Genomic DNA, 25,014 nt, shown 5'->3' with positions numbered 1-25,014 from the left:
ATTTTTTCCTTAATTTTAATGTCGGCAAGTTCTTTCCAGATGTTTAGGCTTTCAGCGATTTTTCAGAAAAATGATTGGAAAACAATTCCGCAGCCTCATCCTTCTCCGGGGAATCATACCCGCCAGCATTCCGCATAACCTATCTATATTGCTATGTTACAAGCGCCAAGCAGCTGAATTGTACATGATAGGAGGAGAAACATGCGGCAGCCCTTTGATTACATTAGATATTGGGAGCAGACATACCGTTCCGGAGAAACTTCTGGACGTGGATCATACGGGGTTCTGGCTGAATTCAAGGCCGAGATTGTGAACGGATTGATCCAGCAGGAGGGCATTACCAGCGTAATTGAGTTTGGATGTGGCGACGGCAACCAGCTGCAATATATGAATTATAAACAATACCTCGGTGTCGATGTCGCTGCCTCTTCGGTGCGCCTGTGTGCCTCGAAATTTGCTACGGACTCCTCCAAAAGCTTCATGCTTTATACACCTGGCCTATGGATCAACCGGGGTTTTCTGACGGCAGACCTTACGGTGTGTCTGGATGTGCTGTACCACATAACGGATGAGACCGATTTCCGTAATACCTTATATGATATTTTGCATTCATCGAAGGAATGGGTTGTTCTCTACACCCGGTTGAAGGAAAACGGCAGCCCAGGCGTGGACACGATCCAGGATCGCAACCTGTTCCATTATTTATTTGACTATCCCGACTTCAAGGTTCAAGAGATCATCCCGCAGCGATATCCCGATCAATCCTCAGCCGACTTTGTGATCCTCAGGCGCGTGCCATCGAAGAAAAATAAATAAATCATCTAACTCATATCACGAAAAACCACCTCAAACAGCCCAGTGGAAGATAGGCTGCTTCAGGTGGTTTTTTATTTTACCGATTTCATTCTCCGACATGTTTGAGGTTAAAATAGTCCCGGACGTCCGCGCAGCTTCGCCAGCGCTTCCATATAGAAATAATCGCCGTAAATGATCGGCACATTCAATCCCCGTCCTTCCGGGTAATGCACGGTTCCCTGCATGATCAGCCCCTCTTCCGCAGCTGACTCGCCTGAGCTGTAGCGCTCATGCAGGCCGCGAACGATGCGCTCGCCCGCTGCGGCATACTCCTCTCCGCGTGGCGACAGCTTCGCCAGCTCAAGCAGACCGCTCGCCGCAATCGCAGCGGCGGACGAATCCCACGCCACCTGATGCTCCGCCGGTGCGCGAAAATCCCAGAACGGCACGATATCTTCGCCAAGCATGGCGAGGAAGAAATCGGCCGCGCGTTCCGCTGTCTCCAGATAGCGGGCTTCGCCCGTATACCGGTAAGACAGCGCAAAACCATGCAGCGCCCAGGCGGTGCCCCGCGCCCAGGCGGAACCCGGAGCATGGCCCTGTCCGCCATGCTCTCGCAGCTTCTGCCCCGTGTGTGGGTCAAACTCCACCACGTGGCAGATGGACCCGTCTGCGCGGACGAACTCGCGCGCAACCGTGTCCGCGTGTGCTTCCGCCAGCAAGCGGAAGCGGGGATCGCCGCTCTCTTCGGATGCCCAGTAGAGCAGCGGCAGGTTCATCATGCTGTCGATGATGGCTACGCCGCGCGTATCCATTGTGGACGAGCTGAAGTTCCAGGCACGAATGAACTGACCACGTACATTAAAGCGAGCAGCAAATAGATTGGCAGCAAGCATCCCCCTCCGCCGGCTGTCCATGCTGCCAGTCTGGCGGTAGGATGCTACGCCGCTGAGCAGCCAGATGAAACCCAGATCGTGATCCACCGAATCCGGATTGCGGAGGCATCCCTCCAGCTGCCGTTCACAGCTATCTGCAATACGGGACAATGAAGCAGCATCTACATTTTCCGGGGACTCACCGTACACAAGCCATAACAATCCTGGCCAGAAGCCGGCTGTCCACCATTCCGGATCGTTCTGGTCATACGTCCCCTGAGGAGAGATGTGTGGAAAGGTATCCTTGATTCGCTGTGCGTTGCGAATGGTTTTGTCCGCGCCCTGCCGCCAAGCTTCTTCAATCCATGTTACCGATGTCGATGTACTCACGAGCTTTGCCTCCTCTTTTCGTATCCTTATTTACTCATATACGTACGCAACTTTAATGGACTATATCTGCACACCGCCTTCAGTGGTTTCATTGCATCGGTCCACTACGGATTGCCTTTGATTCTGATTCTTCGAATTGAATTACCTCGGATACATGGTGAATTTGAAGATGCACCTTGTCTCCTGTACGGAATGATCCCGAGAATCTCCGCTTTCATCTGCGGTTTGCCGTAAGATTAATCCGGTGCGGTAAAACTTCTGTGGCAGATGATCATGATCCACGGTCTCGATCACTTCGATCTGTGCACTCCAGCATTTCACATCGTACTCCATGAACACCACAGCCCTGCTTCCTTCCCATCGTACTCCTGCTTCTTGCAAGACAGGTTCGATTCGACTGATAAAATGCTGGGCGACTCGCGGTTCTCCAATCAGGCGCTCCCCAATCTGAGTACCGGAAGAAGGTGGACTCCATTGGTAGTGGTCTTCAAGGATTAGCTCTGCTTCGGAAGTTCCAGCTGAACCGTTCCAGCGTAACCGCCGGATATATCTTGCCAGTGTAGGAGCCTCCGAATAAGCTGATGTCAGATCCAATTCAGCCTCTATCCCCTGTGAAGGCAAGTGCTTAATATGTAGCATTTTGGCTTCAGCTTGTCTTCCGGATTGCTGAAGGGTCCCCTCAATGACAGGAACGCTGTGCCCCTGAGAGCCAATTTGCAGAATGCTTTCCCTGCCAGGTGCGAAGTAGGCTTGAGTATACTCACCTGAACCTGGATCACAGAGAATGTTTTCACCGCCGCCATGAAGGATGAAGTGTCCCAGATCATTATGATTATGAGGCTCTGCGTTATGACCTCCTTTTACCGAAAAGGCCACCTTCACTTCCTGCTGTTCACCTGCTGTCAGCGTCCCTCGTGCTATCACCCACGATAAGTCCTCCAAGTAAATCGGAGCCCCGGGCTCACCCGATTCAGTCTCACTATCGAACTTAGCCGGATTAGTCCACAGTACATTGCGGAGAGCATGAGCCCACCTGCGGCAGGGATCCTGGGAGAGAAGCGGGATGTGAAGCCCTGAATCGATTAGAATCTGCTGCCTTTCGGACAAAAGGGAAAGCAATCCGGACGGAATCGTCTCCCGCTCACGACTGTCCGAATAGTTAATATACACCCCGTCCGACAAATGAATATTTCCCGGGAAAGCAGCAATCGCTCCCGTCTTGGGATCTGACAACATATCCAGTTCACCTGCACTGAACAATCTCAGCATCTCTGCATAATAGGTATAGAATCCGAACCCATACACCCAGTAGCCCACACCTTCAGCACATCCTCCATCCGTCCCGTAACCACTCGAAAAGGCATTCATGGATCGAATGGTGTGCTGCACAGCCATGGTTCGAAGCCGCTCATCCTCCAATAAAAGTAAAGCAGCAATTCCGCATCCTCCACTGCAAACGGCTGACCAGTTGTGATTTGCTTCTTCCCAACCGTAAGTCCGCTGCTCCCTGTACAATGGAGTAAATATCCTGTCTTCTACCTCCGCCTTGACCATCCGGATCAGGCGCTTATCCAGCATGTCATCCAGTATTACGACCAGCTCTGCCAGCATCTGTGCGGTCTCTGCAGCGAATAGATCAATATGTGTTCTTGCGCCAGCTTCTTCCCCTTCCGGTATATGGGCAGACAGACACCAGGTTTGTTCGGTACAAACACTCCAGATCAGATCCTCCAGCAGATGCAAACGAGAGGAAGACGGCGATACCGCCACCAGCAGCCCCAGCGAAACAAGCCTACCGCGCCTTTCAAAATACGCCTGCTCATACGCTTGACGCTCACCCGTATCCCTGAATTGACGAAATAGGGAAAAAGATAGTTCTGGCAGGTTCTCCGTAAGTGCCTTCTGTTCATATACTTCTAAATCCGACCAAAAGCCGGCGTAAACGGGGTCATTCCACGTGTCCATGAGCCTGTCTTTCCAGTGATGGATAATCTCCAAACCATCGGACATTCCATGTTTCATAGCCGCAGCGATTGTATCTGTCGTCCAACGTAATCCAGGGTGAACCGTCATAAGAATTCCTCCCCATTTTTGTAACCGATTTCATTTTAGCCTATCAAGTAGTAAAAATGAAGGGAATTCGGCTAATCTTATGTAAAAGAACAAATAATATGAAAATAACTGAAACTTTTCAGACTGTTTTCTCGTAAAAGAGTTGTCGGTACTCATTGCATATGCATTTTATTCCATTATGAGGACAGGTGAACCATACTGAATACTGAATTATTTGATCAGGCTGTAACGGAGCTGCTGCAGCGCTCGGATAGCCGAGTGATTGTGCAGGTCGAATCCCATTTTCCGGACAATCGTCTCGTCGGGGGTAAATATCACATGGGCAGTCACACCGTATATCTGTACAAAAAAGAGATCATGGAGCAATGCCGGATGCTCTTCGGTACGTTAGCTCCATTGCAAGCCTATATTTATGTCATTCTGGCTCATGAACTGGGTCATGCCGAGGATACGGAATTAGCATATCTGTCCAGCCTTCTTGATGGGCCCCTATCGGCTCATGAGCAGGCAGAGATTCGGTTGCGTATTGAAGAAAACGCCTGGCGTTATGCAGAATCACTGCTGCAGGGCATGGATCCTGTTTTCTTGCATACCATCATTGATGAATCCCTGCTCAGCTATCGCCAAGCCATTGAACCACATATTGCCTAGATTATCACAATCAATATTAAATGAATAAACAAGGCCAGACCCACCCTTTTCCACAGGTGAGATCTGGCCTTGTTTGCTGGAATTACGTTTTATTCACGCTTGCTTCTATATCAACAATTAATTTTTCCGATTCCGTGACCGGGCTTGTCCACCCTTGCGCCCTGCTTCTTCGCGGCTCATTTTGCCATCCTGATCATCATTTCCGTCACTGCTGCCCCGGGCGCTTCCGCCCTCACGTCCAATCTCTTGATAGAACTCACGGTCGTGGGATTTGGATGTTGCTTCCCCGCCTTTGCTGCCAATCTCCTGATAGAAATCCTTGTCATGGTTCTTCGAGGTTGCCTCTCCGCCCTTGCTGCCAATTTCTTGATAAAACTCATGATCATGATTCTTGGAGGTTGCTTCTCCACCCTTACGTCCTGCTTCTTCACGGCTCATTTTTCCGTTTTGGTTATTCTGTGCCATTTTGAATTCACTCCTTATCGGGTATTGAGTATAGTGTGCTACGCTTCTTAATTACCCTCTGTTATGGAAATAAAACAATTGATTTCTAGAAATTCCACTTTTCTATAATTTATTTTTGAATGTTCTTCTATGTAAATAAGAGCAGAGGGTCGCACAGGACCCTCTGCTCTTATTCCTACTGGATTTTAAGTTTGCTGTCCTGTACGACAGACAACCATTGACGTGCAATCAGTTCATGACCTGCCGCCGTTGGATGCACACCATCCCACAACCAGTAGGATGCTTCTGCCTTCTCTGTCGCTTGATTGAGCATATCCTGCAATGGAACGAACACAGCACCGAACTGACCCGCGAGCTCCCGGACAAGGCGTTGATATTGGCCTATTTTCTCCTGCCATGCATCCCATTTGTCCACCGTAGCACCGGTTTTCAGAATGAAGGGTTCCATCAACACGAGCCCCGTATTCGGGAGCACTTCCCGCGTCTCTTCTAACAGATGATGATATGCCCGTCCGAGACGATCCGTTACCCCGCTGGGCTCATTATTGATTATACGCCAGGCGTCATTCACACCAATCAGAATGCTGATCAGTTCCGGCTTCAAACTAAAGGTATCTTCATTCCAGCGTGCATACAGATCGGATGCGCGATCCCCACTGACTCCCCTGTTGTAGAAGGTGGGCTGCTTCTCTGCCAGCTCCGCACCCAGTCTGCTTGAGATCAGATAAGCGTAGCCATGTCCCAAAAAGTGATTCGGATCATCGTTCCGCGATCTTCCTCCGTCTGTAATGGAGTCTCCCTGAAACAATATAACGGATGGACTTGTACTCATGATTTGAACCGTTCCTTCCTCTTATGTAAAATGGAAACCTTGATTCTACCGTCTCCATTTTATCCCTTTCCGGTTCAATAGAGAATAGCGTTTTCAAAAGTTCAACTAAACGCCCTTCTGGTCTTTTGCCACATATCCTCCGCCCTGATATTTCGTCTCATCCTGCTTATCCGGCGCACCTCTGCGCTTCGCCTCTTCCCAGAGCTCGGCAGCATCGTCTTCTGGACGGTATCCAATTTTTTCAGCCAAATAACCGATATCATAATAATTGTCGCTATTCGCGGAGGTTCCGTATAGATTAAGATACTTCATCCCGGAATCAGCTTCAATACAGCACACCGCGAGCTGCACCATGTCCCTCGGAGATATCCAGATATGGGCAGAGCGCTCGGAATGCGGATGATCATCGCCGGAGAAGTTGCCGATCCGAATGTTGAATGAAGAGAGGTCATACTTGTCCACGTAATATCGGCCAAGCAGTTCAATATAACATTTGCTGAGACCATAGAAGCTGTCAGGACGATAGGGGTCGTCGACCTCAATCTCTTCACCTGTACGGTAAAAGCCGGTTGCATGGTTAGAGCTTGCAAAAATGACACGCTGAACACCATTCATTCGTGCTGCTTCATATACATGGTAAGCACCGGTTACATTAATCGGGAGAACTTTGCCCAAGAAGTCCTCTTCATCCTTGGCCCAGGCAATGTGCAGCACGGTATGCACTCCTTGCATCAGCTCCTGCAGCCTTTCCGCGTCCGTAACATCCATGGGGACAATACCTGTTCCTGGTTCCTCCTGAAGGTCAGCCGCAACAATATCATACTTGTCCATTTCCCTCAGACCATCCAGCAGACTGCGACCGATTACGCCAGCAGCTCCTGTGATCAGTATCTTTTTCCTCGTATTAGCCATTCACCTTCGCTCCCTTCATTCTTAACGGATACTTCAGCTCTACTACATAGGTCTATAGAACATTATTAACCGTTAGTCTGAAGGAATTACCTGTACAGCTTGCGTCTCTACCCGATCACATAACGCAAAATCATCATCGCTACAATGCCCACAAGAACCGTACCGAGAAGACTTCGCGTCCAGATCGCTACCACAAAGGTAGGCAGGGCCGCCCACAGTGCAGCATTCTGGGTGAGCGGTACCAGCTGGTTGCCAGACATCAACAGCTCCTGGCCAATCAGTGCTGCCATCACGGCAACAGGCACATATTCCAGCCAGCGAAGCAGCCATACCGGAATCTGTATTTTGCTAAACAGCATTAGGGGCAGCACCCGGGGAATAAAGGTCAACAAGGCGGACCCGATAATAATCCAAAATACATCCCATCTTACTTCCATCGTTCCATGACAACTCCCATCGTTGCTGCAACAACTGCAGCCACTATAATGCTCATGCTGCCCAAAGAGGCCATACTTGCGAGTACCACACACACCACAGCAATAATGGCTACATTGATGTGCAGCTTTCTGTTTTGACGATGGATTAACTGAAGCACAATTAGGCCGATAAACATGGCCGGCAGGGCAAAATCCAGTCCAAACTGCTCCGGATTCGTAATCCAGCGCCCGAAATAGGCTCCTGCCATGTTGGCTGCGAACCAATTCAGATAAGCTGTAATATTTAATCCATGCATCCACCGTTCACTTAATGTTTTGCGGCCAATTGCGCGAGTCATCGCCACTCCGAACGATTCATCCGTGAGCAGGGAGCCAATCCACATGTTTTTGAGTGGGGTCAGGTGCCTGAAATACGGAGATACGGCTGCACTGAGTAATAGATGTCGCAGATTGACAAAGAAAATCGTGAATATGATCGCTGCTGCCGATCCGTTTGATGCGAGCATGCCTGCGGCAATAAATTGGGCCGAACCTGCATATAAGATCAGACTCAGCAGGGCGATTTCCGCCATACTGAGTCCTGCTGTCATTTCGATGACGCCTGCTGCAAACCCAATACTCAGATAGCCAAGCAGGGTTGGAATGCAATCCTTTACCCCCTGCATAAACGTGGCATGATCCCGAGTCTCTAAGATGTCTTCCGATTTTGTGACCATGGGCATTGATTTATCCAATTCTGCTGCAACTCCTTCTCATCCCTTCAGAGATGTAAATACGTTTCCTTTATATTAATTTAGAAATATACCACAAGTTAAGCGAATGAGGGAGAGACAGATTTCTCCTTTACAGAACAGATTCAATAGATCTATCACGCCAAAAAGCCCATAACCTGTTAAGGCCATGGACTTGGTAAGCCAGAAATCAATGTGCTGGGGAATTACGCACTACTATCTTTTTTGTCCCCGTGATATCCTTGTTCGCCATATGGCTCAAGCTGATCCATCCAACGATTCAGACATTTGGCGAGTGCATCCTTGGTGTCAAAATAGGGGTTATCCTCTTTTTTCAATACTTCCAGCACTTCAATCGTAAACGCATCATCACCGTATTCATTCCATTCCGCCTGCAGCTGCTTGTTCAGATGGCTGCCCATTTGCAGCATGAATCTCTGCCCATTGATCGTTTTCAGATTCAATGTGCTATCCAGATAGACTTTACCGTTTCGTTCATTCCGAATCTGGTATATTCCGGCCTCCGTCTTGATCTCCTTGGCCTGCTCCTGAAGCTCTTTGCGTCGATTCATTTCTTCATTCTCTCCATTCCCGCTTCCCGTTTTCGTTTGTTTAGTATTCTTGTTCTCTTCTTGCTCTGCCGTGAGGTTTAACCAGTACTGACTGCCGTCCTCTTCACGATTCAGGAAACCATAGTCGATCAGATATCTCCTCAGTTCCACGTAGTCCTCATAGATTTGTTGTAAAACCTCGTTAACCTGTTTCTCGGTATAGTGGCGTTTTGGCTCGAACCGTTTGGCAATTTCAGTGAGAACGATATATTTATGCTTCTGCTGCATGTGAAAACTCGATAGCGGACCATCTGTTCCTTCTGGAAAATACTTGGCCAGCACTTTTTCCCGGTCCTGTTCCGAGATATCGAACTGTTTATCGTTGATCGTATGCACATGTCTTGTGACAGGCAATACGAGCTCGGCAGGAGCATAATCATCTTTGCTTTTTAGCAGTTCCATTAATGCCAAAAAGATTTTGGCCTGCCGTTCCTTCTCCTTCAGCACGAACCGGTGATTCCGAATGGTGGACGCACTGCCGATCCCCAGTGCCTTCTGCACTTCGGTGTCCTTCTTCCCTTCATAAAACTGGCCAAGTAACCCCCGCTGCACGTCGGACAAACCTGTTACACTTTTATCCAGCTCCAGCAAATATTCAAAAACAGATCCATGGGCCTTCTCGATATGAACACGCATATATCTTTCTGCCTCATAGAGAACACCTTCCTCGGGATAGATAATTCCCGCTTCCGTTTTATAGCCACAGCAGATGCATGTAAAGGTTGGCCCTTCCGCAAGATATCCCCGCTTGATCTCTTCGAGCGTAGCCGTCTGCAATAATGGTTCCGATGATTTCATTAAGACTAACTCCTTTTTATGCTTTTATTTAGATATCCCCATCGACCATCGATATCATTCAATAATTCGCGTTAGGTTTGTTTATTTATAGATATAATATAATTTTGTTTGTTTAATGTCAATCATCACCTCCTGTATTGCTCTCTTCTCAATGAGCTGAGCTCTCCAGTGAAGTTACCAAGGCATACTTTTTCCAATAAAAAAAGACTACAGGGAATTGACCCTGCAGTCTCGTTGTCATCGTCATGCTGACGCTGGCACTTTACGGTTTATCCCCTTCTAACACAGAGGCACCGGTTTATTCCACTTAATCGGTTATAGCCTGAAACGTTCAATCATGCTCTGCAGATCTTCAGCCATTCGAGACAATGCGGCAGAGGAAGCTGCTACTTCTTCCATCGTGGCCAGCTGCTCCTGCGCTGCAGCAGAGCCATCCTCCGTACCGGATGCGATCTGATCAGACAAGACAATGGTATCATTGACAGCTTTGGTTACGTGATTCATTCCTCCATCAATCTGACGGGATGCGGCAGACACTTCTCCAGCTTGAGCAGCAACGAGCTGCACCGCATCTCGAATGGTACGGAACGCATCGCCCGCTTCGGTAATCAGCTCCGAACCTTTCACCATACCTTCACCTGTACGTGCAAAGGTGGATTGCACTGCGTACGTTTTCTCCTGCATTTCACGCATTAACTCATTAATCCGCTCGGCAGAACTTCCTGAATTGTGAGCCAAAGCTTTAACCTCATTGGCTACAACAGCAAATCCGCGTCCTTGCTCTCCAGCTCTGGCGGCCTCAATGCTCGCATTCAACGCAAGAATATTGGTCTGTTTTGCAATGGAGGTAATTTCGGTAACGATCTGAATAATCTCTTCATTTTTTGCCCGGAGATCCTCAATGACCGCTGCCATGGCTTCACTCTCTTCGTTGACCTGCTGAATATGAGCGACCGCCTCTTCCACGGTTACCATTCCGGCTTCGGACTTGTTCGAAGCTTCCCCTGCAATGCGGGCTGTCTCTTCAGCGCTGGAAGAGATTTCTTTGACCCCAATGGACATCTCTCCGACAAGCTGACCCGTTGCCGCAAGACTGTCATTTTGTTTGGTCGTTCCTTCTGCTGCATTCTGCATCAGCTCGGCGACCTGTTCTGTGGCTTTGGACGTCTGTTCCGAACTGGCCATCAATTCCTCGGAGGATGCCGCGAGCTGGCTCGACGTATCGTGCACCTCTCCAAGAACATTGCGCAGCGAAGAAGTCATGGAATCGAAACTGTCTCCAAGCTGTCCAAATTCATCCCGCCGCTTCAGCCCAACACGAACCGTAAGGTCCCCGGCGCTGACCTTGGAAGCGGCCTGGGTGAGCTGCTGCAATGGGCGAACTATGCCTCGGATGATGAAGATAAGCAGGATGATACCGATGACGAGCGAACTTCCCACAAGCGTAAAGGTTCGAATCATAATCGGTCTAACTGCTTCATCCGCTTCGGAAGGCAGCATCTCACCAACGATTTTCCACCCCGTTGCCGGGTTGGTAAAGTATACAGCTTCCACTTCTTGTCCTTCATACGTATACGTTACGGTTCCTTTGTCGCTCGTGTACATTTCATTAATGTAGTCTTGATCGGACTGCACACCCGATTCGATATTGTAATGGAACAGGAACTTTCCGCCATTGTCCAACATGTACAGCTTTCCTTTTTCACCGATATGAATCTGGTCCACGTTTTCTTTCAAGTGGTTAAGACTTACATTGGCTCCAAATACACCTTTGCCATCAGCCAGCTTGGCAGCAGCTGTCACGACCCACTCTCCTGTTGTTGCGGACTGGAATGTATCCGAAATAATAGGTTCACTTGCTGCCATGCCCATCGTATACCAGCTGCGTTCCCGCGGATCATAGATCTGTTGTCCAGGATCAGGTGACTTCATCCAGCTTCCATCCTCGGCACCGATCGTCAGAACGCCAAGTTCTTTATGATTTTCAGACATATGGTCCATTTGTTTTTGCAGCGCAGGCGATTTATTAATAACATCCTCGGAAGTAAAACCCGCAGCAAGCTGTGCGGCGTTATCCTTCTCCATGTTGAGCATCTGATCAATCTGTAAACTGAGCATCTCTGTTTTGGCCTGTGCAGAATGCAGGAGCTCCTCCCTGACCCGTTCTGCGGCTTTATCGTAAGATAACCAACCAACGGTGATGCTTGGCACAATCAAAAATAGAAGCAGCGCCGCGACCAGACGTTTTTTAACGGTTGGCGCAAACCATTGTTGAAACCTTTTCTTCATATGAACTATCCCCCATCATCATCTTCACCTTTCTTTTTATCGGACGAACATCATGAAAACATTATGTATGAATACTAAATATCATCGAAATTCTATTATTTTTGTTAGGCTCTTCTATTCTCTTGTTCTCCATCCATTTTGACCCTCTCCGCGAGATCGTTTACAATATTTTAAGCTGGTTATTCATGAAAAGTCTGGAAGGAGAGGATTCAAATCACACGCAGATCGCCTCACGAGCATCAATCGGTTTCCAAGGCCTATTTATCCCTATTTCGTATTCTGCTCGCGTTTATTCTGGTTGCAGGGCCGATGCTGGGACAATTCAGCACATCCATATCGGCTGCACAGAACACGCAAGCAGTTCTTATTGAAGTGAATGGCGAACCACAATCCTGGAAGAATACACCTCAGATCTATAACGGATCAACATACGTACCCCTTAGGGATGTCGTCCAGTCGGTGAAAGGTTCCTTGAAATGGGATAACCGTACCAAAACGGCTACCATCACCGTTGGAAGAGATACTTTGGTGTACCAGGCCGGCAGCGACTCGATCAAGGTCAACCATGTCCGCCTCGATGCAGGCGTGAAATCCCGTACGGTTAACGGTACGCTTATGGTACCTGTCCGTCCTATAGCGAATGCCCTGAAAGCCGATATTAAAGTCGGCCGCACCTCATCGGGTCAGATGAGCGTGAACATCCAAACAGACAATGTCAGTTTGCTGGACAAGGAAGTGACCAGCGTGGATGCTTATTTACGTGAAATCCAATTCCCTGGCATGGCCCTAATAGCCCGCAATGGTGAAGTATTGCTTCGTCAAGGATATGGACTGGCCGATGAGAAAACGCTGAATCGCCCGGACCAGAAGACAAGAATTGCTTCACTGAGCAAATCCTTCACGGCAGCTTCCATTCTCAGCCTCGCGGAAGATGGCAAGCTGAGTGTAGAAGATCCCATCTCCAAATACATCTCTGGTATTCCGAAGGGTGATGAGATAACTCTGCATATGCTGTTATCTCAAACTTCCGGGCTTCCGTCTGCATTTGGCCGGGGTGAGGGAACCTCACTGGAAGAAACGGTAGAGGAGATCAGGCACAAAACGCTGAAGTTCGAACCGGGCACGGCCTATCTCTACAGCAATAGCGGCTATGTGCTGCTAGCCTATGTGATAGAACAGGTATCCGGCATGAGTTATGCCGACTATGTTCAACAAACGATTCTGACGCCGCTCGGCATGAAAAACTCGGGAGAGGCATCACGCAAGGTCAAAACCATTAGTGGTTTCGTTGCAGAAAATAACAAGTGGGTGCCTGCTCCTTATTACGTGTCACAATCGGGATCAGGGACGATCTATTCGACGGTTGATGATATGCTCAAATGGGACCGTGCACTATACACCGATCAGATCCTCAGTCAAGAGACGATTGAACAGATGTACAAGCCCTATTCGGACAAAAATTACGGCTACGCCTGGATTCTCAAGGAGAAAGGCGATAATCGTACCGTCTTCCACAATGGCAGCGGAGGCGGTTTTGCCACAGCCTTCTCTCGTAATCTATCAGACGACGTAACGATTATTCTGCTTGGTAATCATGCGGGTATGGATATGACCTCTCTGATGGATGAAGTAGAAGCGCGCACAGCCAAAGCATTGAAATTGCAATAATGGTTTATACGCAGCGAAAGAGACGCCCCTCCTTAGGGTCGTCTCTTTCGTTTAGGTAATGCCTTTGTTACCGTTGGGAATTAACTCCTCTATTGTATGAAGTACATTTGATGAACAGCTGATATAGATGTTATATCAGACTCACGGGAAGCTTTCCGGTAAAAGGGATATGCCCCATCATTGCTCTGGCGGTACTATCCATGGCAAGCGGACGGCTCTCGTAAGCCGCTACATAGACTTTCACATCCGGAAGAGCCAGCAGATCATAGGGAATCCGCAGCGCTACAACAGCCAGCGGTTTACCCAGCTGCTGAAGCCAGCCGATTAGCCGGCATTGCGGGTCACCTGAAGGACTGCTCGCATTATAGGTACCCACCACGATCTGGCTGATGCTCTCCTCTTCCGCAGCCTGAAGCAGGCGGGCTGATGAAAGCGCAACGTCCTCCGGGGTTACGGTTAAGTCGATCACATCAAGTCCATGTCTCGCCAATGCAGAACCAAGGGTAACAGCCTGGCTAAGCTGCTCGTCGGCGATGGTTGTCACCGATGCAGCAATAGTAATCACCAGTGTTCGTTCCGGCTTCAGCGGAAGCATATCCAGCTGGTCTCTCACCAGCGTGATGCTCCTCTCGCTAATGTACCTCGCCACCTCTTGATGCTGCAGACTGCTGCGCTCCAGCTGCTCATTTGATGATGTCTGATTATTTCGCACCTTGGATAATGTACGTTCAGATCCGCCACTAACAATTTCATCATCTGTGTGCATGTTTATCTGGAGCAGTCCATGCTTCTCCTTGTACATGAGCAGGCGGGCAACGGATTCATCAATGCGTTTTTCGCTGATCCGTCCATTCTTCACTCCTGCTTCCAATGCTTCGAAGGCTGCCTCCTGAAGCTTGGCTGTATGGCTGATAAGTACAAGATCGGCTCCTGCTTCAACAGCCATCACCGCAGCTTCAACCGTACCATAATGAACAGCGATGGCATTCATCTCCATGCAATCCGTTACAATGATCCCCTCATATCCAAGCTCCTGCCGCAGCAGCCCACTCAGTACAGTATGTGACAGCGTCACCGGAAGCCGCTCTGGTTCCAGTGCCGGAAAATAAATATGGGCGGACATTATGGCATCCACTCCTTCTGCTATGGCAGCCCGGAAGGGGACGAGCTCCACCCGTTCCACCCGCTCTCTGTCGTGCATGATTACGGGAAGATCCAGATGAGAGTCCGTATCTGTATCTCCATGACCAGGGAAATGTTTCGCTGTCGCAGCAATACCTGCCCCCTGAAGCCCCGCGATGGTCTTCACACCGTAGTCTGCGACCGATTGAGGTGATTCACCAAACGATCGGACTCCTATAACCGGATTCGCCGCATTATTGTTAATATCAAGGACCGGAGCAAAATTCATGTTGATCCCCATCGATTTTAGCTCAAGCCCGCTGATGTATGCTGCTTCATACGCCTTTTCGTTGGAACCCGCGGCGGCTATGGCCATCTGTCCCGGCATCAGAGTAACCCCATTCGTGATCCGCGCAACCATGCCCCCCTCCTGATCGATGGATATCCAGAGTGGAAGTTGACCGCTTTTAGCTGCAATCCCCTGTAACCCGGCAGATAACCGCTCTACCTGCTCTGGCGACTCGATGTTACGCGCAAAATAAATTACGCCTCCAATCGGATACGTACGAAGCAGGCGTTCTACATCTCCAGCTGCTTCAGTACCATGAAAACCGCACAGCAGCATCTGTCCAATTTTTTCACGCAAAGTCATCCTTGCCAGTTTATGTTGGTACTGCTCCAGTAGCTCCGTCATTCCGCGCCTCCTCACGACGAATATCATCCCTCATTAGGCATCACATCAATGCACCTCTCATGAATACAACAAAAACGGCTTGCGCCGCTCTCCCCATTCCTTCGCCTGTGCATTCCATGTTTCAACTAGATCGAACAAGTTCTCTTGGATATGTATCCCTTCCCTGACTTCCCTGCCTCCTGTCAACAAATCAATAAAATACCTCGAACCAGGCCGTGGCGGCTCCAACCAGTGGAATTCTTCGGAATAGAGCGAAGCCAGTTCATGCAGTAGAACGAGTCCTGTTTCCACAGCCCGGAACTCGCTGCTATCCGTAATAAAGATCCGGATGCCTCCGCATAACTCACCTGCATGCTTGGAGAACGTCGGAGACATGTACACAGGATGCACATGCACCCCCTTCAGCCCATAACTCCGAAATCGTGCAGCCAGCTGATGCCCATCGATCCAAGGTGCTCCAATCCACTCGAACGGGATTGTTGTTCCCCTCCCCTCCGACACATTGGTACCTTCGAACAGGCAAGTACCCGGATATACCTGTACCGTATTTAAGGTAGGTACGTTTGGCGATGGGAGCATCCAGGGCAGTCCCGTATCCGTAAAATGAAAGTCTCTCCTCCACCCGTCCATCGTGATGACGTCAAGTTCACATGGAACATTGGCCTGGCTGTTCACCATTAAGGCCAGCTCACCGACCGTTAATCCAGTGCGGATTGGAATACGCCAGGCACCGACAAGTGATTCGTATCCCGCACTCAGGACCCCGCCTTCCACTGCCTCCCCGCCAAGCGGATTGGGACGATCGAGCACCAACATGCGTTTGCCTGCTTCAGCACAGGCTTCCATCATTTGAAATAAGGTGGAGGCGTATGTGTAGTAGCGAACACCTATATCCTGAATGTCGAACAGCACGGTATCCACTCCGGCGAGCATGGATGGGGTCGGTTTCTTGTGTTCTCCATAGAGACTGAACACAGGGATGCCCAAACGCGGATGCACCGTATCCCCGAATCGGACTCCGGCCTGAAGCTCACCGTCCAATCCATGTTCACAGGCATATAATGCCGTCAGCTCCGCATCTGCTAATCCGGCGCACACCTCCACTGAAGAGACAAAATCAGACGTAATGCCGGTTGGATTCGTTATCAAACCAAGGCGGGACCCCCCCTGCAACCACGGGTGGGAATCCCCCTCGAACAATCGGTCAAGTCCAGTTCTTACGATAGCCCCTCTGCTCATCCGGCATTCTCCTGACTCATCCACCCCGCATGTTGATGATCATTGCCAGCAGACATGTTGGGTTCCTCTTGAGGCTCAAGCACATTCTGCGCAACCTTATGCTGATAGATGGCAAACATACCTGCGAATAATGCTCCGAAACCAACCACAGTTAGACCGAGTAATGCCGTCAGACATAAAGCTTGAAAGCAAGCTCCCATCGTATACCCTGGATGGCGGAAAAACAGCTTCACACTTTCCCCCATCGCCTGAATGATTCCCATATTCTTTTGCAATACAAGCTGCCAGGTATAGAACTGTGACATCAGGGCCATGAGTACGAAGAACGTTTGGAATACGCTCACAGCCGTCCCCAGCATGCCGCCCTGTTCGCCGTAATACCACCAGGTTGACCACAGGATGAAGCCCAGCACAGCAATGAGGATACCTACTGCACCACCAGGTACAATTCCCTTCAAGGTGCCTGCCCACAGATCCCGCGGCCCATTACGGCGTTCCTTCCGTTCCAGCCTGTGATGTATGGTGTAACAAACACCGAACAAAATGGGCATATAGATCACAGCCAGCAGCATGATCGCGATCGGCAGCGGAGCCAGCATCAGAATGGGAACCAGAATCAACGAGCTGGCTGCACTGAACAAGGCTACAGGAATAATGTCGCGGTAGATCTCCACCCCGGATTTGACCAGGACCTCACTTAATTTGCGCATCCCGCATCTCCCCTTTCTTACCGTTCCTTCAAATGGTTCTTACTTGGCTACTCCCGGCCGATGGCCAGCTCGGTCTCCGGATCGAAAAAATGTGCTTTTCGCAAGTCCAGCACGAAGTTTTTATCCATACCGACGTACGCATGGGTCTCCGGATGTACTTTGGCCGTTACGGTACGGGCACCAAGGTGAAAGTACACCAGATTTTCCGAGCCCAGATGCTCCACAACCTGAACACGAGCCTGCAGCATATGGTCTGTTGGAATATTAGGTGCGACATCATCTCCAAAAATATGCTCTGGGCGCAGACCAAGAATCACTCGCTTGCCCTGATGGCTCTTCAGACGGACGAGCACATCCTCCGGCAAGGTGAAGGATGCACCTTCCACGGCAACCTGATCTCCTTCAATGCGTGCATCAATGAAGTTCATGGCAGGAGAACCAATGAATCCGGCAACGAACATGTTGCGAGGACTCGCATACAGCTCTTTCGGCGAGGCTACCTGCTGAATGTCGCCATGATTCATGACCACAATTCGTTCTCCGAGTGTCATGGCTTCCACCTGATCATGCGTGACATACACAATGGTAGCTCCAAGCCGCTTGTGCAGTTCACCCAGTTCTACTCGCATTTGCACACGCAGTTTCGCATCCAGATTGGACAGGGGTTCATCGAACAGGAATACCTGCGGATCACGGACAATGGCCCGGCCCACCGCTACCCGCTGACGTTGACCACCAGACAATTCACGCGGCTTGCGCTCCAACATTGCCTCAAGCCCAAGAATGGAAGCAGCGTTCTGCACCTGCTCATCAATATAGGATTTTGGCTTTTTGAGATTTTTCAGGCCAAAGGACAGATTCTCCCGAATGGTCATGTGCGGGTAGAGTGCATAATCCTGAAATACCATTGCAATATCCCGGTCCTTCGGATGCAGGTCGTTAACGACCCGATCGCCGATGACAATATCCCCGCTCGTTTGCTTCTCCAGACCGGCGATCATTCGCAGTGATGTTGTTTTTCCACAACCCGAAGGACCAACAAACACAACGAATTCCTTATCTTCTATAACAAAGTCCGAGCCGGCCACAGCCGTGAACGTTCCTTTATGATCGTCTTTGAATTCTTTGCGCACTTGGCGAAACTCCACGCGTGCCATAGGTAGATCCCCCTTTACGTTGTCGCTTGTCTGAAGGCTAGTTAGCCTTAACCTTTAACTGCACCAATGGTAATCCCTTGCAGAAAGTAACGCTGCAATGAGAAGAATAAAATAATCATGGGCAGAGCACCAATGGTTGCCCCGGCCATCATGGCACCGAAGTCGGTTGATTCGGCAAATACGAACGAAGCCAGCCCCACCTGAATGGTTCTCATTTCATTGGAATTGGTAATTAAGAAGGGCCAGAAAAATTCATTCCATGATGCCACAAAGGTGAAGATGGCAAGCACGGCAATTCCCGGCTTCGCCATAGGCAGAATCACTTTCCAGAAGATGCCGAACTCGCTGCATGCATCAATGCGTGCCGCATGTATCAGCGATGTCGGCAGTGTCGACATGAACTGTTTCATCAAGAAAATGTTGCCCACACTGACCGCCGCTGGCAGAATGATCGCTGTATACGTGTCCCCCAGGTCAAACACGTTGACCATCAGGATGTATAGCGGAATCAGCGTCACCTGAGCCGGAATCATCATCGTGCCAAGCAAAACCCAGAATACGGCCTGGCTGCCGGGAAATTTCAGCTTGGCAAATGCATATCCCGCGAGGGATGCAAAAAACACATTCGTCACGGTCAGAATGATCGAGATCAATAATGAGTTATAGAGCCAGCGCCACGCATCGGTTTTGGCAAAAAAACGTTCATACGGTGACAGCGACAGCTGCTCCGGAATCATCTGCGGTTTGAAAGAGGCAGACATCGTAGTGTCCTGTACCGAACCGACGAGCATCCAGTACATCGGAATGATGGTCACCAGTGCCCAAACGGCCAGCAGAATGGAGGCTACGACAAGCAGCGTCCTTTTCTGAGTTGATTTCATGAATTTGTTCACCCCCGGATGCTAGATCCAAAATATCAAAATGCCTAATATTCAATATCGCTTGAGAAATACTTGAACTGGATAACGGAGATGACAATGATAATGATTGCGAGCACGAAGGACTGCGCTGATGCCAATCCGAACTCATAGAACTTAAACGCCGTTTCGTAGATCAGATAGGCGATTGTTGTTGTTGCGAAGTTGGGTCCGCCCTGTGTCATCAAGTATACGGAGATAAATACCTGAAACGATGTAATTACACCCGTAACCAGCAGATACAACGTGGTTGGCTTAAGGAGCGGCCAGGTTATTTTGCTAAACTGGGTCCATCCACTGGCATGGTCAATGTCCGCTGCTTCATACAGCGATTTCGGAATGCCTCCCATGGCTGCGAGATACAAAATAATGCCTGCACCATGCGAACCGAGCCAGTTCATCAGGATGAGTGAAAACAGTGCCGTTCCCGACTGGCCCAGCCAGATCACCGGATCAAGTCCGAAAAGGCCAAGGAAGCGGTTCAAGAGCCCCGAATCGGTCGGATCAAAGATCGCCAGCCACACGATGGAGATGGTTACTCCTGATGCCACCGCAGGCAGATACAAGGTAGCTTTGAAAAAGGTCTGCCACTTGCTTTTCATCTGGAAGATGAAATAAGACAGGACAAATGTAATGAGAATATTGACCGGAACCGTACCCACAGTGAAGATGATTGTATTTTTAATCGACTTCCAGAACGTTTCATCCTTGATCAGGCGCTCGTAATTATCCATTCCAACCCAGGTTGAATTCATAATGTTATATTTCTGGAAGCTCATCACAAGAGCGGTCAGAACCGGATAGAGGGTGAAGATGAGAAACAGCAGGACAGGCGCCAGGATAAATAAATACGCCCACCCATAGTCTCGCCAAAGCCGGGCAACCCGGGAAGTCCGGGGTGCGGACGACTTTGGCGCAAGGGCGGTCTGCATGGCAAATCCTCCTCTCCTAATCGTTGTGGTCTTACATATGCGCTATGTTTTTCTTTTATTGTCCAAACATCTGCTGGCCTTTGCTCTTGAAGTCTTCTGCAATCTGCTCCGGCGTTTTCTCTCCCGAGAACAGGGCCTGAATATTTGGTTTTACAACCTGCTCCTTGAATTGCTTTTGCTGTGAAGCCTTATCAATGTCCAGCTCCAGCACAACAGGCATTGCAATGTTCTCAGCCATTACTTGGGCAGCCTCCAGATTATCCGGTTTGCCCAATTCTTTGCCTGCAAACAGATCAACTTGAGATTGTCTGACAAAAGGGAGTGCGAGCTCGTTGGCAGAGTTCCCCGCTTTTGCACCGCTTAACGCCTCCATAACCAGGAACGTATTCTTGGCATGCTGTTCACCTTTGTCCTTCTTCTGCTTGAAGGCTACGTACCCTTCACCGCCCATCGTAGTTGCCGCTTGCTGATTGTCATTATGCGGAACAGGCAGTAGGACAAAGTCGATTTTCTCTCCCTGCACTTTGCCATCATCAATGTCCTTGTTGCGGTTCTGGATCATCACATCGTAATAAGGAATGGCCTTGGAGATCATGGCAGTCTCTCCTGCATAGAACATATCCGTCCGTTTCGCCGGGGCAATAGCTGCTGTCTCCTTCGGCATGTAACCTTGGTCCATCAGATTTTGGATAAAAGAGAGCGTATCTAGAATCCGGCCATCATTCCATTGGAACGCACCCTCTTGATCCAGAACGTCGATCATGCCGTTATTCCGGGAGAGCATTTCAATGAAATCAAGGGAAGTGCCGTCGGTAACGAGTGCATACTGCTTAGCTCCGCTATCCAGCGTTTTGGTGAGCTTGGAGGCTGCTTCATTGAATTCCGACCAGGTCCAGCCATTTTGCTGAATGGACTTCCAATCGATGCCGGCCTCCTCCAGAATACGTTTGTTGCCGCCCCAAGCCCACTGGAATTGATATAACGGTAGGCCGTACTGTTTACCCTGAATCTGACCTAACTCCAGCGTACCAGGCAGGTAGTCGTCCTTGATCTCGGGAGTCAGATAGCTATCCAGTTCAAGCGCAAGTCCCGTATTTACATACGTTCCATCCACACTGTGAAAGTACAGATCCGGCGGATTTCCCGCATTTAGCGCCACATCGAACTTTTTGGGTCCTTCCGCCCAGGAGAGCATCTCCGTCTTCACGGTAATGTTCGGGTGTTCTTTATTGAAGTCGGCAATCAGCTCTTTCAATTCGTCTTCATAAGTACCATGCACCGGGTAGGTCCATACCGTCACGGTGTCGTCCGCATTGGGGTCTTCCGAAGCAGCCCCACCGCTATTTCCGCAGGCTGTAATCCAGACCATCATTAGTACCATTGCCAAAACCAGACCCTTTTTCTTCATCCCTTCATCTCCTTCGCGAGTCGTTTCCCAATCATTCCTTTGCCAAACTCGATGCCCCTTTGAAATCTTCGAACATAAAAATGATGAACCGCCCCGTAAATGCGGCAGTAAAGAACAGCACCTCCCCGTCCATTGACCTGCGTTTATGCAGAGTTCAACTAAATGCAATATTAACGTCAACTTACATGACATTAACAGTATTAATTCCTTCCAAAATTGTAGATTGAGTTCATTATATGAGCTATGAAATAAAAATTCAATATTATTTTTTAACATAAAATTTAATTTTACTTTTTCGTTTTATGCTCTTATACTATGTAAAAAGAAAACCTACGCAAGCGAGGTGAGCCAAGTTGCGAGTATATGCAGGCATTGATGGAGGCGGTACCAATACTGATGCAGCAATCATTTCTGAATCTGGTGAAGTTCTTGCCCGGTTCAGCGGCGGACCTACCAATCCACACAGCGTACCACCCGATCAGGCCATTTCAGAACTGCGGAGGGTACTGGATGGGCTGTTTAACCTAAGAACTGATTTGTCGACAAATTGTGAAGGTATATGTCTTGGGATGTCAGGTGTAGACAGCGTGCAGGAGAGACAGATGATTGCTGAAGCCGTAACAGACTATACCAAGCGTAGTCTTCATCAGAGTGTGAAGGCTTGTCCCGTTTGGATTGTATCTGAGGGGGAGATCGCCCTTATGGCCGTACTTGGTCATACTCAGGGAGTCTTATGTATATCAGGTACAGGATCTATTGTTTACGGATTTACACCGGAAGGTGAACGATACCGTGCTGGAGGTTGGGGGCACCTGCTTGGGGATGAAGGCAGTGGCTATCGCATCGGGCAACGGGCGCTTCAGGCTGTTATGCAAAGCCATGATGGCATTCTCCCCCCAACCAAACTAACCTCACTCATTTTGCAAGTGCTGAGTCTGCACTCTCCCATTGAACTGAAGAAGAAGGTATATCAATCCGATTGGGGTAAGTCCGATACGGCATCTCTAGCCCGCCTTGCCGTTGAAGCTGGGGAACATGGCGATGAAGTTGCCAGGGCATTCATTACTGAAGAAGCAGGGCAGCTGGCGAATACAGCCAAAGCTTTGATTGCCCGTCATATCACATTTAGATCGGCTCAGGTCGTCCTGTCAGGGTCTCTGTTCCGTCACTCTGCCTTATTCCGAAGCGAATTTATACACAAACTATCGGCAACCTACAGTGAGCTCGACTTTGTCCAGCAGGATAATGCCCCGCCTCCGGCGGTTGGTGCGGCACAGCTGGCCAAAATGCGATGTTCCCTTCATGGATCACTTTGAAAGAGATAAGGAGGCCATACTGATGAACCATATGCTTAACTCATTGCTAACGGAACAGCCTAATCCGCAGACGGATCATATAGATGAGCTGCCCTCGGCAGAGATTATGGAATTGATAAATAGGGAAGATCAACGCATTGCCGAATTAATCCAACCGCTCATCCCCGTGATTGCACGGGCGGCAGATCGAATTGTGGAAGCCTTTCAGTCGGGAGGAAGACTGTTCTATGTCGGTGCAGGAACCAGTGGCAGATTGGGGATACTTGATGCTTCGGAATGTCCACCAACTTACGGAACACCACCTTCTATGGTACAGGGCATTATCGCAGGGGGCTTTCGGGCCGTGAAGGATCCTGTGGAAGGAGCTGAGGACAGTGAATCCCAAGGCGCCTCTGATCTGAGTGAGCATGGTCTGGATAAGAATGATGTTGTGGTGGGCATTGCTGCCAGCGGGCGAACTCCCTATGTCATCGGAGCAATGAAGTATGCGAGGGAAAAAGGAGCAGGTGTCATCAGCCTGAGCAATAATGCCGGTACACCAATGACCCTCCTGGCTGATGTGAGCATTGAAGCGGTCATGGGCCCCGAGGTTGTGATGGGGTCGACTCGGATGAAGGCAGGCAGTGCACAGAAAATGATCCTGAATATGCTGACGACTACAGCCATGATCAGACTGGGCAAAGTTTACCGGAACTTCATGGTCGACCTGAACCCCTCCAACGAGAAGCTTGTCCATCGGGCCAAACGAATGATACAGCTTGCCACCGGTGCGAGTGAATCCGATATTGAACAAACCTTCACTGCCGCAGGCGGACACGTTAAAACAGCCATCGTCATGCTGATGGCAGACGTGAATGCGCTCGAAGCACGGCGCAGACTGGATCTGGCTGACGGCTTCGTTCGTACAGCTATTGCAGGGCCGTCCTGATCGAATGCAAAGAGTATGCGTTAACTCATATTTTTTTACAGGAGCCTGATATTGATCTTGGCTCCTTTTCACTTATTTTTACGCCCGATCAGCATCAGCATGGGTCCCATGAAAAAATCCCTTCTGTTATATACAGTAAGGGATTTTTCTGCTTCATCATTTATGTTCCAAAATAGCCTGACGGCTCTTCTCCAGATACTCAATAGACTGGTTATAATCCCGGCTGGCAATGGCCAGGTAGAGAATATCAATTACATTCAGCTGCGCAATTCGCGAAGATGTTGCTCCACTTCGGATATCGCTTTCAGTGGAAGTAATCTTTAAGGGTACATCCGCCAGACTGCTGAGCGTGTTACTCCCCCATTTGGTAATACTGATTGTTGCTGCTCCGCCTTCGAGAGCATGCTTCAGACACGAAATGACATTTGAGGTTTCCCCCGAGTAGGAGATACATACAACGGCATCATCTTCACGAAGGGTTGTGGAAGAGGAAATTTGCATGTGCGGATCCGCAAACGAAAAGCTTGTGCGATTGATTCGCATGAACTTGTAGTGTGCATCCAGTGCAATCAGGTTCGAGGCCCCTACGCCATAGAAAAAAATTCGCTTTGCCCGGTGCAGTGCATCAACAGCCTGCTCAACCAGTCGTGGGTCCAATATATGGACCGTATCCTTCACCGATTGGATATTGTTTGCGGATACATGCTGAATGATGCTCTCCATCGAGTCCTGAGGACGAATCTCCGTATAGTGATATTGCTCACCCGTTTGCAAATCGCCCGCAATCTTCAGCTTCAGCTCCTGAAATCCGGATACGCCCAATGATTTGCATAGACGGATAATGGCAGCGGGACTGCCACCGCTCCGTTCGGACAGCTGTGCCACGGAAGACTGGACCGTCTCCTGGGGATGATCGAGAATATAGGCCCCGATCTTCCGTTCCGACGGGGTCAGGTCATCCATTAATGCGCGTAAACGTACGAGTCCACCTTTCATGCCTTCCATTCGTTCCACCTTTCCGTACTGTGTTCATGTACAAGCATTTTATCCTATAATTTCACTCG

General features: G+C 49.5%; 22 protein-coding genes. 5 read left to right on the top strand and 17 right to left on the bottom strand.

Annotated features, from left to right (window positions below):
• Nucleotides 1-201: 201 nt before the first annotated feature.
• The gene (locus tag F4V51_RS01865) at nucleotides 202-816 is read left to right on the top strand and encodes a class I SAM-dependent methyltransferase (protein ID WP_153976616.1); all 615 of its coding nucleotides are present in this window, start codon (nucleotides 202-204) and stop codon (nucleotides 814-816) included.
• 107 nt (nucleotides 817-923) lie between these two features.
• Here the strand turns inward: F4V51_RS01865 and F4V51_RS01860 are convergent, their stop codons facing one another.
• Both F4V51_RS01860 and F4V51_RS01855 read right to left on the bottom strand, forming a co-directional pair.
• On the bottom strand, nucleotides 924-2,060 hold the full coding sequence (locus tag F4V51_RS01860) for a glycoside hydrolase family 88 protein (RefSeq protein ID WP_153976615.1): 1,137 nt from the start codon (nucleotides 2,058-2,060) through the stop codon (nucleotides 924-926).
• 141 nt (nucleotides 2,061-2,201) lie between these two features.
• Complete coding sequence (locus F4V51_RS01855) at nucleotides 2,202-4,133, bottom strand: heparinase II/III family protein (protein WP_153976614.1); 1,932 nt, start codon at nucleotides 4,131-4,133, stop codon at nucleotides 2,202-2,204.
• A gap of 318 nt (nucleotides 4,134-4,451) precedes the next feature.
• On the opposite strand from F4V51_RS01855, the gene F4V51_RS01850 reads away from it, so the two are divergent.
• A complete protein-coding gene (locus F4V51_RS01850; RefSeq protein ID WP_227780041.1) occupies nucleotides 4,452-4,784 on the top strand; it encodes a hypothetical protein in 333 nt (110 codons plus the stop codon).
• A 117-nt stretch (nucleotides 4,785-4,901) separates the two neighbouring features.
• On the opposite strand, the gene F4V51_RS01845 is transcribed toward F4V51_RS01850, so the two are convergent.
• From F4V51_RS01845 to F4V51_RS01815, 7 genes are all read right to left on the bottom strand, one after another.
• Entirely contained in the window at nucleotides 4,902-5,249 is a 348-nt protein-coding gene (locus F4V51_RS01845) for a KGG domain-containing protein (RefSeq protein WP_153976612.1), read from the bottom strand.
• 175 nt (nucleotides 5,250-5,424) lie between these two features.
• Nucleotides 5,425-6,081, bottom strand: coding sequence for an SGNH/GDSL hydrolase family protein (locus F4V51_RS01840; protein ID WP_153976611.1), 657 nt, complete (start codon nucleotides 6,079-6,081; stop codon nucleotides 5,425-5,427).
• Between the two features lie 105 nt (nucleotides 6,082-6,186).
• Nucleotides 6,187-6,993 (bottom strand): NAD-dependent epimerase/dehydratase family protein, encoded by an 807-nt coding sequence (locus F4V51_RS01835; protein ID WP_153976610.1) that lies wholly within the window; start codon nucleotides 6,991-6,993, stop codon nucleotides 6,187-6,189.
• A 107-nt stretch (nucleotides 6,994-7,100) separates the two neighbouring features.
• Complete coding sequence (locus F4V51_RS01830) at nucleotides 7,101-7,430, bottom strand: AzlD domain-containing protein (protein ID WP_153976609.1); 330 nt, start codon at nucleotides 7,428-7,430, stop codon at nucleotides 7,101-7,103.
• Nucleotides 7,421-8,146: an AzlC family ABC transporter permease gene (locus F4V51_RS01825; RefSeq protein WP_227780043.1), complete on the bottom strand. Its 726-nt coding sequence runs from the start codon at nucleotides 8,144-8,146 to the stop codon at nucleotides 7,421-7,423. The genes F4V51_RS01830 and F4V51_RS01825 overlap by 10 nt, the downstream gene beginning before the upstream one ends.
• A 221-nt stretch (nucleotides 8,147-8,367) precedes the next feature.
• Nucleotides 8,368-9,570: a DUF2087 domain-containing protein gene (locus F4V51_RS01820; RefSeq protein ID WP_153976608.1), complete on the bottom strand. Its 1,203-nt coding sequence runs from the start codon at nucleotides 9,568-9,570 to the stop codon at nucleotides 8,368-8,370.
• A 315-nt stretch (nucleotides 9,571-9,885) separates the two neighbouring features.
• Nucleotides 9,886-11,859 (bottom strand): methyl-accepting chemotaxis protein, encoded by a 1,974-nt coding sequence (locus tag F4V51_RS01815; protein WP_153976607.1) that lies wholly within the window; start codon nucleotides 11,857-11,859, stop codon nucleotides 9,886-9,888.
• Nucleotides 11,860-12,168: 309 nt separating this feature from the next.
• Here F4V51_RS01815 and F4V51_RS01810 point away from each other — a divergent pair, with 309 nt between their 5' ends.
• Complete coding sequence (locus tag F4V51_RS01810) at nucleotides 12,169-13,527, top strand: serine hydrolase domain-containing protein (RefSeq protein ID WP_153976606.1); 1,359 nt, start codon at nucleotides 12,169-12,171, stop codon at nucleotides 13,525-13,527.
• 130 nt (nucleotides 13,528-13,657) lie between these two features.
• Here the strand turns inward: F4V51_RS01810 and nagZ are convergent, their stop codons facing one another.
• From nagZ to F4V51_RS01775, 7 genes are read right to left on the bottom strand one after another with little or no spacing between them, the layout of a single operon-like run.
• Nucleotides 13,658-15,343 (bottom strand): beta-N-acetylhexosaminidase, encoded by a 1,686-nt coding sequence (gene nagZ / locus F4V51_RS01805; protein ID WP_153976605.1) that lies wholly within the window; start codon nucleotides 15,341-15,343, stop codon nucleotides 13,658-13,660.
• Nucleotides 15,344-15,400: 57 nt separating this feature from the next.
• Entirely contained in the window at nucleotides 15,401-16,582 is a 1,182-nt protein-coding gene (locus F4V51_RS01800) for an exo-beta-N-acetylmuramidase NamZ family protein (protein WP_153976604.1), read from the bottom strand.
• Nucleotides 16,579-17,292: a hypothetical protein gene (locus F4V51_RS01795; protein WP_153976603.1), complete on the bottom strand. Its 714-nt coding sequence runs from the start codon at nucleotides 17,290-17,292 to the stop codon at nucleotides 16,579-16,581. The genes F4V51_RS01800 and F4V51_RS01795 overlap by 4 nt, the downstream gene beginning before the upstream one ends.
• Nucleotides 17,293-17,339: 47 nt before the next feature.
• Nucleotides 17,340-18,449, bottom strand: a complete 1,110-nt coding sequence (locus F4V51_RS01790; RefSeq protein ID WP_153976602.1) for an ABC transporter ATP-binding protein — start codon at nucleotides 18,447-18,449, stop codon at nucleotides 17,340-17,342.
• Between the two features lie 47 nt (nucleotides 18,450-18,496).
• Entirely contained in the window at nucleotides 18,497-19,330 is an 834-nt protein-coding gene (locus tag F4V51_RS01785) for a carbohydrate ABC transporter permease (RefSeq protein ID WP_095291542.1), read from the bottom strand.
• Between the two features lie 44 nt (nucleotides 19,331-19,374).
• The gene (locus F4V51_RS01780; RefSeq protein ID WP_095291540.1) at nucleotides 19,375-20,298 is read right to left on the bottom strand and encodes a carbohydrate ABC transporter permease; all 924 of its coding nucleotides are present in this window, start codon (nucleotides 20,296-20,298) and stop codon (nucleotides 19,375-19,377) included.
• Between the two features lie 55 nt (nucleotides 20,299-20,353).
• Entirely contained in the window at nucleotides 20,354-21,706 is a 1,353-nt protein-coding gene (locus tag F4V51_RS01775) for an ABC transporter substrate-binding protein (RefSeq protein ID WP_153976601.1), read from the bottom strand.
• Nucleotides 21,707-22,059: 353 nt separating this feature from the next.
• On the opposite strand from F4V51_RS01775, the gene F4V51_RS01770 reads away from it, so the two are divergent.
• The gene (locus F4V51_RS01770; RefSeq protein ID WP_153976600.1) at nucleotides 22,060-23,022 is read left to right on the top strand and encodes a BadF/BadG/BcrA/BcrD ATPase family protein; all 963 of its coding nucleotides are present in this window, start codon (nucleotides 22,060-22,062) and stop codon (nucleotides 23,020-23,022) included.
• Between the two features lie 22 nt (nucleotides 23,023-23,044).
• Complete coding sequence (murQ, locus tag F4V51_RS01765) at nucleotides 23,045-23,950, top strand: N-acetylmuramic acid 6-phosphate etherase (protein WP_153976599.1); 906 nt, start codon at nucleotides 23,045-23,047, stop codon at nucleotides 23,948-23,950.
• Nucleotides 23,951-24,106: 156 nt separating this feature from the next.
• Here the strand turns inward: murQ and F4V51_RS01760 are convergent, their stop codons facing one another.
• The gene (locus F4V51_RS01760; RefSeq protein WP_153980521.1) at nucleotides 24,107-24,946 is read right to left on the bottom strand and encodes a MurR/RpiR family transcriptional regulator; all 840 of its coding nucleotides are present in this window, start codon (nucleotides 24,944-24,946) and stop codon (nucleotides 24,107-24,109) included.
• Nucleotides 24,947-25,014: the final 68 nt, after the last annotated feature.

Source organism: Paenibacillus xylanilyticus, assembly GCF_009664365.1.
Lineage (GTDB): Bacteria > Bacillota > Bacilli > Paenibacillales > Paenibacillaceae > Paenibacillus > Paenibacillus xylanilyticus_A.
This window is presented reverse-complemented; position numbering and strand designations above follow the sequence as displayed.

Bases quoted from the DNA above. Each gene is read 5' to 3' on its own strand.
- F4V51_RS01865 (WP_153976616.1), top strand. From the start codon at position 202: ATGCGGCAGCCCTTTGATTACATTAGATATTGGGAGCAGACATACCGT.
- F4V51_RS01855 (WP_153976614.1), bottom strand. From the start codon at position 4,133: ATGACGGTTCACCCTGGATTACGTTGGACGACAGATACAATCGCTGCG.
- F4V51_RS01850 (WP_227780041.1), top strand. From the start codon at position 4,452: ATGGGCAGTCACACCGTATATCTGTACAAAAAAGAGATCATGGAGCAA.
- F4V51_RS01845 (WP_153976612.1), bottom strand. From the start codon at position 5,249: ATGGCACAGAATAACCAAAACGGAAAAATGAGCCGTGAAGAAGCAGGA.
- F4V51_RS01840 (WP_153976611.1), bottom strand. From the start codon at position 6,081: ATGAGTACAAGTCCATCCGTTATATTGTTTCAGGGAGACTCCATTACA.
- F4V51_RS01835 (WP_153976610.1), bottom strand. From the start codon at position 6,993: ATGGCTAATACGAGGAAAAAGATACTGATCACAGGAGCTGCTGGCGTA.
- F4V51_RS01830 (WP_153976609.1), bottom strand. From the start codon at position 7,430: ATGGAAGTAAGATGGGATGTATTTTGGATTATTATCGGGTCCGCCTTG.
- F4V51_RS01825 (WP_227780043.1), bottom strand. From the start codon at position 8,146: ATGGTCACAAAATCGGAAGACATCTTAGAGACTCGGGATCATGCCACG.
- F4V51_RS01820 (WP_153976608.1), bottom strand. From the start codon at position 9,570: ATGAAATCATCGGAACCATTATTGCAGACGGCTACGCTCGAAGAGATC.
- F4V51_RS01815 (WP_153976607.1), bottom strand. From the start codon at position 11,859: ATGAAGAAAAGGTTTCAACAATGGTTTGCGCCAACCGTTAAAAAACGT.
- F4V51_RS01810 (WP_153976606.1), top strand. From the start codon at position 12,169: ATGCTGGGACAATTCAGCACATCCATATCGGCTGCACAGAACACGCAA.
- nagZ (WP_153976605.1), bottom strand. From the start codon at position 15,343: ATGACGGAGCTACTGGAGCAGTACCAACATAAACTGGCAAGGATGACT.
- F4V51_RS01800 (WP_153976604.1), bottom strand. From the start codon at position 16,582: ATGAGCAGAGGGGCTATCGTAAGAACTGGACTTGACCGATTGTTCGAG.
- F4V51_RS01795 (WP_153976603.1), bottom strand. From the start codon at position 17,292: ATGCGCAAATTAAGTGAGGTCCTGGTCAAATCCGGGGTGGAGATCTAC.
- F4V51_RS01790 (WP_153976602.1), bottom strand. From the start codon at position 18,449: ATGGCACGCGTGGAGTTTCGCCAAGTGCGCAAAGAATTCAAAGACGAT.
- F4V51_RS01785 (WP_095291542.1), bottom strand. From the start codon at position 19,330: ATGAAATCAACTCAGAAAAGGACGCTGCTTGTCGTAGCCTCCATTCTG.
- F4V51_RS01780 (WP_095291540.1), bottom strand. From the start codon at position 20,298: ATGCAGACCGCCCTTGCGCCAAAGTCGTCCGCACCCCGGACTTCCCGG.
- F4V51_RS01775 (WP_153976601.1), bottom strand. From the start codon at position 21,706: ATGAAGAAAAAGGGTCTGGTTTTGGCAATGGTACTAATGATGGTCTGG.
- murQ (WP_153976599.1), top strand. From the start codon at position 23,045: ATGAACCATATGCTTAACTCATTGCTAACGGAACAGCCTAATCCGCAG.
- F4V51_RS01760 (WP_153980521.1), bottom strand. From the start codon at position 24,946: ATGAAAGGTGGACTCGTACGTTTACGCGCATTAATGGATGACCTGACC.